9 protein-coding genes are annotated in these 9,539 nt (G+C 67.1%); 2 read left to right on the top strand and 7 right to left on the bottom strand.

All coding sequences use genetic code 11. The features are described from left to right. Positions 1-144: 144 nt before the first annotated feature. Together ACWDTP_RS09940 and ACWDTP_RS09935 are read right to left on the bottom strand one after the other, a co-directional pair. A complete protein-coding gene (locus ACWDTP_RS09940) occupies positions 145-555 on the bottom strand; it encodes a hypothetical protein (protein WP_450019045.1) in 411 nt (136 codons plus the stop codon). Between the two features lie 9 nt (positions 556-564). Beyond that, positions 565-1,287 carry a hypothetical protein gene (locus ACWDTP_RS09935; RefSeq protein ID WP_450019043.1) on the bottom strand — a complete coding sequence of 241 codons (723 nt, stop codon included), beginning with the start codon at positions 1,285-1,287 and terminating at the stop codon, positions 565-567. A 145-nt stretch (positions 1,288-1,432) separates the two neighbouring features. On the opposite strand from ACWDTP_RS09935, the gene ACWDTP_RS09930 reads away from it, so the two are divergent. Together ACWDTP_RS09930 and ACWDTP_RS09925 are read left to right on the top strand one after the other, a co-directional pair. Next, positions 1,433-2,221, top strand: coding sequence for an SDR family NAD(P)-dependent oxidoreductase (locus ACWDTP_RS09930; RefSeq protein ID WP_450019041.1), 789 nt, complete (start codon positions 1,433-1,435; stop codon positions 2,219-2,221). Between the two features lie 11 nt (positions 2,222-2,232). Then, positions 2,233-3,306, top strand: coding sequence for an NAD(P)H-dependent amine dehydrogenase family protein (locus tag ACWDTP_RS09925; RefSeq protein ID WP_450019039.1), 1,074 nt, complete (start codon positions 2,233-2,235; stop codon positions 3,304-3,306). A 73-nt stretch (positions 3,307-3,379) separates the two neighbouring features. Here the strand turns inward: ACWDTP_RS09925 and ACWDTP_RS09920 are convergent, their stop codons facing one another. Genes ACWDTP_RS09920 through ACWDTP_RS09900 form a run of 5 tightly spaced genes read right to left on the bottom strand, consistent with a single transcriptional unit; the run spans position 3,380 to position 9,419 of the window. Then, a complete protein-coding gene (locus ACWDTP_RS09920) occupies positions 3,380-4,858 on the bottom strand; it encodes an acyl-CoA synthetase (protein WP_450019037.1) in 1,479 nt (492 codons plus the stop codon). Beyond that, positions 4,855-5,628 (bottom strand): SDR family NAD(P)-dependent oxidoreductase, encoded by a 774-nt coding sequence (locus ACWDTP_RS09915; protein WP_450019035.1) that lies wholly within the window; start codon positions 5,626-5,628, stop codon positions 4,855-4,857. The genes ACWDTP_RS09920 and ACWDTP_RS09915 overlap by 4 nt, the downstream gene beginning before the upstream one ends. After that, positions 5,619-7,103 (bottom strand): AMP-binding protein, encoded by a 1,485-nt coding sequence (locus tag ACWDTP_RS09910; protein WP_450019033.1) that lies wholly within the window; start codon positions 7,101-7,103, stop codon positions 5,619-5,621. Before ACWDTP_RS09910 ends, ACWDTP_RS09915 begins: the two co-directional genes overlap by 10 nt. A gap of 4 nt (positions 7,104-7,107) precedes the next feature. Further along, positions 7,108-7,845 (bottom strand): GntR family transcriptional regulator, encoded by a 738-nt coding sequence (locus ACWDTP_RS09905; protein ID WP_450019031.1) that lies wholly within the window; start codon positions 7,843-7,845, stop codon positions 7,108-7,110. Next, a complete protein-coding gene (locus ACWDTP_RS09900) occupies positions 7,842-9,419 on the bottom strand; it encodes an SMP-30/gluconolactonase/LRE family protein (protein ID WP_450019029.1) in 1,578 nt (525 codons plus the stop codon). Before ACWDTP_RS09900 ends, ACWDTP_RS09905 begins: the two co-directional genes overlap by 4 nt. Between the last annotated feature and the right edge of the window lie 120 nt (positions 9,420-9,539).

The raw sequence follows: 9,539 nt of genomic DNA, 5'->3' as shown, positions 1-9,539 counted from the left end.
CAGACCAGGTCTTCGGGGCCGACATGGGCCGCGGACACCGGCTCGGCCTGCACCAGCCGCCCATCGACCCAGGTCCTGATGAGCACCTCGTCTCAATCCTCGGGGTTTTGGGCAGTTTTGCGTCTGCTCGCGCGTTAACGGTTGTCACGGTGCGGCGTGCTGCGCGGCATGGCGCGCCTCGCGCTCCTCGTGGATGCGCACCAGTTCCCGAAATCCCAGCCGGTGATACTTCGGCACCGGCTGAATGCCCCACTCGTCCTGTGCGGTGTCCTTGCCCTCGGCGCCCTCGGGCGGGCCCAACGGCGGGTAGGGCACCTTGCACTCCAGGGTGTCGTCGGAGTACCGCACTTTGAGCAGTTCACTGCAGATCTCGGTCAGGCTGAGCGTCGGATAGCCGTAGTACACCGCCATGAACGGCAGCGTGAACGCGCCCTCGATGACGAGCGCGACCAGACACACCAACACGGCCCGCTTGATGTAGCGGTGCATCCGCGAGTAGTACGGCGTCGTGCCTGGCGGGAGATCCTCGGCCTTCGTTTCCTCTGTGGTTGTCACGGTTCTCCTTCAGTCCGAGAAGATTTCGCGGTTGACGGTGTGTAGGTAGGGGATGGCGAGGAAGGGGGTGATGTAGAAGATGTCGTAGAGCCACCAGCCGATGACGGGGAAGATGACGCCGGCGTAGCGGACGTCGGCGAACATGGTCATGTTGAAGACGTAGACGCACCAGATGAGCACGCCCATCCAGCAGGTGATGATCATCCATTGGTGGCCCCAGCGTTTCATCTGCAGGAACCCGATGCCCGCGGCGATGCGCATGGTGAAGACGGTGAGGATCATCCCGACTTCCATCGCCTTCTCGCCCGGGCCCGCGGCGCCGCCGATCCACAGCTCGTTGTAGTGCCAGAAGTAGCCCGCGTCGAACATTGCTCCCCAGCCGTTCAACAGGATCCGGGCCAGGATGGTGTGGCTGGCGAACAGGTCCAATGCCCAGCCGACGGTGTTGATCGCGGCGTCGATGATGACCAGATAGCCGAGCAGGGTGACCAGCATCGGGCGCACGGTCAGGCCGTTCCGTTGGGCCTTGCGCAGGAGCCAGACGCCGCGCAGGAACAGTGGCAGGCCGAAGATCCCGAGCGCGGCAGTACCGATCAGCAGGCCGCCCGAGATCAGCCATTTGTCGGCCTGGCGTTGCGCGCGCTGCGAGGCCTCCATGTGCTCGTCGAGCCCACTCGCCGATGCTCGCGGCGGCACACTCCTGCTGCCCGAACTGGTCATCCGCAGGTTCATGGACACTGACTATAGTCAGTGATACTCAGTAGTCAATCGGCAACGAAGAACTCTGTAAAGGAAGAGTGACGATGCACAACAGCATATTTCAGGAAGAATGCTCCGATATCTTGCAATAGTTCGTTGATGTAAGTCAGAGTGGGCTATGGCGTTGGAACAGTTCGACCTCACCGGGCAGGTCGCGATCGTGACCGGAGCCGGCAAGGGGGTCGGTCAGGGCATCGCGCGGGTGCTGGCGGAGGCCGGTGCGACCGTAGTCGGCACGGCCCGTACGGAATCCGACATCGTGAACACCATCGAGGGCATCGAACAGTCCGGCGGGAAGGGGATGGCGGTCGTCGCCGACGCGATGAGCCGGTCCGACGGCGAACGTGTGGTGGCCACGGCCATGGAGAACTACGGCCGCATCGACATCCTGGTCAATAATGTCGGTGGCTCGACGTACGCGCGGTTTCTCGACATCACCGAGGAGGACTTCCGGCACACCTTCGACTGGTGCGTCACCTCCGCGTTCACCATGAGTCAGCTCGCCGCGCGACACATGCTCGACGCCGGCCGGGGTTCGATCATCAACATCTCATCGGGGTCGGCCCGGTTCGGCATCCGGGCCCTGACCGCCTACTGCACCGCCAAGGGCGGACTGGAAGCGCTCACTCGCGCGATGGCCCAGGAGTTGGCTCCCAAGATCCGGGTGAATGCGATCGCACTGGGGTCGTTCGCCACCGACGGTCTGCAGGGCAGCCTGGACATGATGCCGGGATCGCTGGAGAAGATGAACGAGGCGACGCCGTTGCACCGGCTCGGCGATGTCGAGGACCTCGGCCGACTCTGCATCTACCTGTCCACCCGAGATTGCTATGCCACCAACGCTGTCTTCCACGTGGACGGTGGTATCGACTCGAACAACTCGCCGCTGCCGATTCCCGATTACTGAGGAGCGCAACGATGCGCAGAGTGGTCCAGTTCTCCACCGGAAATGTCGGCAGGCACTCGCTGGCGGCGATCATCGGCAGGCCCGATCTCGAACTGGTCGGTGTGCACGCCGCGGGCCCGGACAAGATCGGTCGGGACGCGGCGGAGTTGTGCGGGCTCGGCGACCCCACCGGCGTCGTCGCGACCGATGACATCGAGGCATTGATCGCGTTGCGACCGGATTGCGTGGTGTACACCGCACTCGGGGAGACGCGCCCGATGGAGGCGATCGAGCAGATGTCGCGCTTCCTGTCGGCCGGGATCAACGTCGTCGGTACGTCGATGGTCTGGCTGGTGACACCCCGTCAGGCCGAGGACTGGTTGCGGGTGCCGCTGGAACAGGCCTGTGCGGCGGGAAACTCCTCGCTGTATGTGAACGGCATCGACCCGGGCTATTCGGGCGACACCGCGGTACACGCCGCGCTGAGCCTGGTGACTCGGGCGGAGTCGGTCACCGTGCAGGAGATCTTCGACTACGGCAACTATGACGATTACGAATATACCGGAACGGCAATGGGTTTCGGCGCCGCTCCCGGTGACGAGCTGCCGATGGCCTTCCAGCCCGGAGTCATCACGTCGATATTCGGCGGGCTGGTGCGCAATCTCGCTGGCCACCTCGGGGTGGAACTCGACGAGGTCCGGCAACGCTACGAACCGTGGTACGCCACCGACCGCATCGAATGCACCATGATGACCGTGGAGGCCGGACAGCTGGCGGGGGTACGGTTCGCGGCCGAGGGGGTGCGGGGCGGGGTTCCGGTCATCACCGTCGAGCACACCACCCGCCTCACCGCTGCCGCGGCCCCGGACTGGGAATATCCGCCCGACGGCCAGACCGGTGTGCACAAGGTCATCGTGGAGGGCGAGCCGCGCATCGAGGTGAGCACCCAACTGTCGCATCCGGCGCTCGATGTCACCGACGCCGGGTGTCTGTCCACCGCGGCCAGGGCGGTCAACGCCATCGACTGGGTGTGCCGGGCGCCTGCGGGATTGGTCGCGGTCGAGGACATTCCGCCGACGGCGATGATCCGCGGGCTGATGTGGTGACCCTTTCCCTCGGCGAGCAGACGTGCCGGTACCCGTAAACGCGCATTCTCGGGTACCCGCGCGTCTGCTCGCGTTAGGGAGTCAACCCCTCGCGTAACTCCCGTTTCAACACCTTGCCGTAACTGTTCTTCGGCAGCGCGTCGATGAACTCATACCGCTTGGGTCGCTTGAACCGGGCGATGCGTTGCAGCAGATGAGCATCCAGGTCGGCGGGGGACACCTCGCCGGCTCCGTCGGTCACGATGAACGCCACCACGATCTCACCCCACTCATCGTCGGGCGCACCCACCACCCCGGCCTCGACCACGCCCGGATGTTCGAGCAGCACTTCCTCCACCTCGCGCGGATAGATGTTGCTGCCGCCACTGATCACCACATCCTTGGACCGGTCGCGCAGGGTGAGGTAGCCGCACGCATCGAACGACCCCATATCGCCGGTGTGCAGCCAACCGTCCTTGAGCGTTGCGGCCGTGGCCGCCGGGTTGTTCCAGTACCCGGACATGACGACGTCACCGCGGCAGACGATCTCGCCGATCTCGTCGGTGCCCGCCGGCTCCCCGCTCTCGGTGAGGACCGCCACGTCCACCCCGGAGCGCGCGTACCCGACCGAGCCCAGCACCGCATCGGGGGCGTCCACATGGTCGGCCGGGCGCAGGCCGGTGATGGTCATCGGCGCCTCGCCCTGGCCGTAGAGCTGGGCGAAGACCGGACCGTAGGCGGCCAGCGCCTTCTTGAGGCTTTCGACGTACATCGGCCCGCCGCCGTAGATTACGGTCCGTAGCCCGGACGGGCGGGGTCGGCCGGTCTGGAGTAGCCGCGCCACCATGGTGGGAGCGAGGAACGCGCTGCACCCCGGGTGGTGCTCGCAGAGGTCCAGGAACTCGTCGGGTTCGAACGCCCCCGACGACGGCACGACCTGCCGGGCGCCGCGCAGCACGTAGGGCGCCACGTACAGACCCGACCCGTGTGACATCGGGGCACCGTGGACCAGGCTGCAGTTCTCGTCCGGCGAATCGAAATCGGCCAGGTGGGACACCGTCATCGCCATCAGATTGCGGTGGGAGAGCATGGCGCCCTTGGATTTACCGGTGGTGCCGCTGGTGTAGAACAGCCAGGCCAGGGAGTTCGGATCGGTGACGGGCGGGGCGACGGGTTCGGCATCGAACCGCGCGGCGTAGGTTTCGGAGCCGATCACCTCGAGCGGAACGTCGAGCGTCAGCTCGGCGGCGATCTTTGGTGACGCGAAAACCTGTGCCGCACCGCAATCGGTGACGATATCGGCCATCTCTCGCGGGTGAAGCTTGTAGTTGATCGGGACGAACACGCATTCCGCGGCCCAGATCGCGAACATGAGTTCCACGATCTCCGGGCGGTTCTCGCTGGCGACGGCGATGCGGGCACCCCGGTCACCGAGGGTGCGGATCGAGGATGCCAGCGTGAGCACCCGGTCGCGCAGCTGGGCCCAGGTGTAGAGCTGTCGTTCGCCGTGGAATACCGCGCCGCGATCGGCGAATCGGCCTGCCGCCTGATCCAGCACCGCGAAAAGATTCACCGGGCCACCCATTCCGATGTCAGGGCATGCTCGGACAGGTATTTCGTCGAGCTCCAGCCGCCGTCGACGACGATGGTCTGCCCGTTGATAAAGCTGCCACCCTCCGAGCACAGAAACGCCACCGTCGACGCGATATCGTCCACCCGGCCCAGCCGGGTGTGCGGTGTCATCTCGGTCTGCATCTTGCGGAACCCTTCGTTCTCCAGGCGCTGCTCGACCATCGGCGTCACCGTGACACCAGGGGCCACCGCGTTGCAGCGGATGCCCTGGGCCCCGTACTGGCAGGCGATGTGTGTGGTCAGCGCGGTCAGGCCGCCCTTGGCCGCCGAGTACGCGCCGCCGCGCAAACCGCCGACGACCGCGAACGTGGAGGTGACGTTGATGATCGCCGAACCAGGACCCATATGCGGCAGCACATCCCGGGCCAGCCGGAACGGGGCCCGCAGCACGATGCCCAGGAAATGGTCCAGGGTCTCGTCGTCGGTCTCGTGCAGGGGTTTGGGGCTGCCGATACCGGCGTTGTTGATCAGGAAGTCGATGTGGCCCCAGCGCCGCACGGCGGCCTCGACCACCAGGCCAGGGCCGTCGTCGGCAGTCAGGTCGGCCGCGACGGTCTGCACCCGCTCCGGATCGCCGATGGCGTGTTCCAGCTCCGCGAGGCGCCGCTCGTCCCGCCCGGCGCCCAGCACCGCGATGCCCGCCTCGGTCAGCTTGGTCGCGCATCCGAAGCCGATGCCGCTGCTGGCCCCCGTGACGATCGCTACCCGCATTGCCCCTCCATCAACGTCGCCCGGATCCGGTGTTTGAGCACCTTGCCCGCGTCGTTGCGGGGCAGTGCGTCCCAGATCTCCACCTGCTCGGGTGTTTTGAACTTGGCCACCCCGGCCTTGGCCAGTGCCTCACCCAGCGCCGTCACGTCGGGGCGGGCGCCGTCGGCCGATACGATCACGGCGCAGGCCCGTTCCCCGCTGCGGGCATCGGGCAATCCGACGACGGCGATCTCGGTGATCCCCAGTTGCCCGACCAGGATGTCCTCGACTTCCTTGGGCGAGATGTTCTCGCCGTTTCGGATGATCAGGTCCTTGGCCCGGCCGGTCACCGTGAGGTAGTCACCGTCCACCCAGCGGCCGAGGTCGCCGGTGCGGAAGAACCCCTGTGCGTCGAAGGATTCGGTGTTATCCGCGGGGTGCAGATAGCCGAGCAGCATCTGCGGGCCGCGGGTCCGGATCTCACCGGACACCAGCCGGATCTCGGCGATGCCGGGCCGGCCGTCGGTCTCGGACGCATGGTCGACGTCGCCCAACGCGCCGACGGTGGTGACCGGGACTTCGGTCGATCCGTACACCCGGCTGACCACCGCACGTTCGAAGAATTCGGATGCCCGCCGGATCAGCGTGGGCGGCACCGACGCGCCGCCGCAGATGAACACCTTGAGGTCGGGCAGTCGGGTCCCGGCGTGTTCGGCGGCGTCGAGCAGTTGCTCCAGAAACGGTGTCGCGCCGGCCATGTGGGTGCAGCGGTGTCGGGTCATCAACGCCACGCCATCCTCGGCGTCCCACCGCTGCATCAGGACCGCGGTGGTGCCGAGCAGCAGCGGGCATTCGAAGGCGTAGATGGACCCGCCGATGTGGGCGATGGGGGAGGGCACCAGGAAGGTGTCACCGGGCTCCACCATCCAGTGGTCGCGCAGCTGACAGATCAACGCATGGATCGAGCTATGGCTGTGCAGCACCCCTTTGGGCCGTCCCGTGGTACCGGAGGTGTAGAGGATCATCCGGACGGCCTCGGCGTCCAGGGCAGGTAGGTCGCCGGTGGTCGCGGACGGGAGTGGCGATCCGCCGCGCACCACCACCACATCGGGCGGCGAGGACAGCTGGGCGCAGACCCGGGCCAGCATCGCCGCATAGTCGTGGTTGCCGAACCGCTCCGGAATGAAGATCATCCGGCTGTCGGCATCGCCGAGGATGAACCGCAGTTCGCGGTCGCGCAGCGACGGCAGGATCGGATTGACCACCATGCCGGCCAGGGTCGCCGCGAGGTAGACGGAGGCCGCCTCGTGCCAGTTGGGCAGCATGAACGACACCACGCTGCCCGCGGGCATCCGCCGCGACATGTCGTACGCCAGTGCCGTTGCCTCGCGGTGCAGTTCTCGACACGTCACCCGGGTGTCGCCGTCGATCAGCAGTACCCGGTCCGGGGTGTCGTGGGCGGCCTCGGCCAGGGCGTCGGCCAGCGTGGTCGGCATGTACTCAGCCTTTGACCCGGCGCATCGTCATGGTGTGCCGGTACCGGTCCGCGGGATGGGTGTTGACGGTGACCTGCGCGACCTCTCCGTCGGAGGTGGTGTAGGTGCGCTGCATGCGCAGCGCGGCGCTGCCCGCGCTGACCTGGAGCAGGACAGCCAGCTCGGGGGATACGGTGATAGCCGAGATCTGTTGGTGTACCTCGACGATGCTTACCCCGAACAGGTCCTCGACGAGCGGGAAGATCGGCCCGGTGTGGCGTTGCAGCAACCGGCCCACCGCGGCGAACGACCGGTTGATGTAGTACTCGGTGCGGCAGACCGGCGGCGCCCCGCTCTCGGTCTCCCGGTGGCCCCGCACCGCGAGGCACTGTTCGCCGACCGGCAGCCCGGTGCGCTCGGACAGTTCGTCGTCGATGGTGACCATGGCGTTGGATTCGATGATGAACCGGGCGCCCGCGGCGAACGCCAGCAGGTCGTTGATCGACACGACGTCCTGGGCATAGGAATTGGTCGCGGCCCGCGGGATCACGAGCGTGCCGGCCCTGGGGCGCGAGGCCACCAGATTGTCATCGCGCAACCGGCGCAGCGCCTCACGGACGGTGTAGCGGCTGACCTCGAAGCGTTCGCACAGTTCGTGTTCGGTGGGAAGCTGGGAGCCGACCGGGTAGACCCCGTCGACGATCTCTTTCCTGAGGGTGCGGGCCACCTGCAGGTAGCGGTGCACGGGGGGACTTATCGTCATGCGCGGTCCCGGACCCGGCGCAGCGCCAGTATGCTGCCGTCGCCGTCGGCCGAAATATAGAGCGTCCCATCGCCTCCTGCGGCGATTCCGGCGAACGGGCCCTGCGGTCCTGAGAACGGCGGCATCCCCTTGAGCGGTTTGGGGATGACACCGGGCGGCGGGCCGACCGGAAGTCCGGTGGCGATGGTGCTGCGGGCCCCGGTGTTCAGATCGTGGGCGATGAGCTCCTTGCTGCCGGCATCGACGATGTAGAGCAGCCCGTCGTGCACCAGAATGCCCTGCGGCGTGTGCAATCCGTCGACGAGCACGGTGGCGCCCCGACCGTCCACCCGAATGACGGCCCCGGCCACCGACACCAGCGGGGAGCCGTCGGGGCCGAACGTCACCCCGACCGGGGTGTCGAGTCCGGTGGCCAGCACCTTGACCGCGCCGTCGCGCAGCGCGAGCAGCCGTCCGGCGCCCTGCTCGACGATCACCGGCGTACCGTCCGCCGCGGCCGCTACCCCGTAGGGCTGGTCGATCCGGTCGGCGAGTGCCTCGCTCGCGGCGTCCGCCGGCCGGTACCGCAACACCTGGTCACCGGCCGTCGTCACGAGGAAATCCCCTGGGCCGCAGGCGGTCACACCGCGCAGGAAACCCGGATAGCCCGGCGAGAACAGCATGCCCACGGTGTGCAGGGCACCGTCCGGGCCGACCCGGTAGAAGTAGGTGCCGTCGGCCACATAGAGTTCTCCGTCGGTGCCGACCGTGAGATCCAGCGGCCAGTTCAGCCCGCCGGGCAGCAGGGCGCGGGTATCGGCACTCGAGACCTCGGTGATCTCGCCGGTGAAGTTGGAGACGAACAACCGGTCGCCCACGAAGGTGAGGTTGTCCAGGCCCGGCTTGAGCTGGGCCAGCAGCGTCCGGTCACCGGTGCGCGGGTCGATGCGCAACACCTGGCCGCTGGCCACCTGGGTGGACACGATGAAGCCGTCGGCGTCGAACTTGACCGCATCCGGGACTCCGAGGTCGCCGGCCACCACCTGAGCTTCCCCGCCGTCGGGGTGTATCCGCCAGATCTGGTTGGCTCCCATCACCGGGAAGTAGAGCAGCCCGTCCGGGCCGACCTCCATGGCGTTCGGTGAGGGCACGTTCTCCAGGAGCACCCGCGGTGGCCCGCCGGCCAGGTCGAACTCCAGCAACCGCCCGCCCTCGCGGCACTCCCCGATGAACAGCCTGCCCCGATGGAACGTGATGCCGTTGGCCGAGGGCACGTCGTCGCGCAGAACCCGGGTGGCGCCGCCGGTCTCGCGGACGCTGACCCGGCCGTCCATCACCTCGGTCGCGTACAGGTTGCCGTGCGGGTCGAATGCGACATCGTCGGGCGCGATGATGTCGCCGCCCTTGGCGCTCACCGTCTCCACGCGGCCGGTGTCGACGTCGAGCGCGCTGATCTGGCTGCCGGTCACCTGGGCCACGTAGATCCGCCCGTCCGGTCCGGTCCGCAGGCCGTTCGCGCCGAACAGCCAGCTCGGCCCGGCGACCGGCCGCAACTGCCAGCCCGCGGCCACCGACGGGTTTGCGGCTGATCTCATGACCTCGGACGTTAGCAACCCGTTGTAGTCCAGACAATAGGTTCGGGTCATTGCATACTCGCCCTTGACGGTCGAATAGACGCTGCGGAATAGTGTTCTCCAATATGCAGAGCACCATTT

The sequence above is a fragment of the Mycobacterium sp. NPDC003449 genome, from assembly GCF_053588415.1.
Note: the sequence above shows the minus strand (reverse complement) of the source record. Positions and strands in the feature narration are given on the sequence as shown.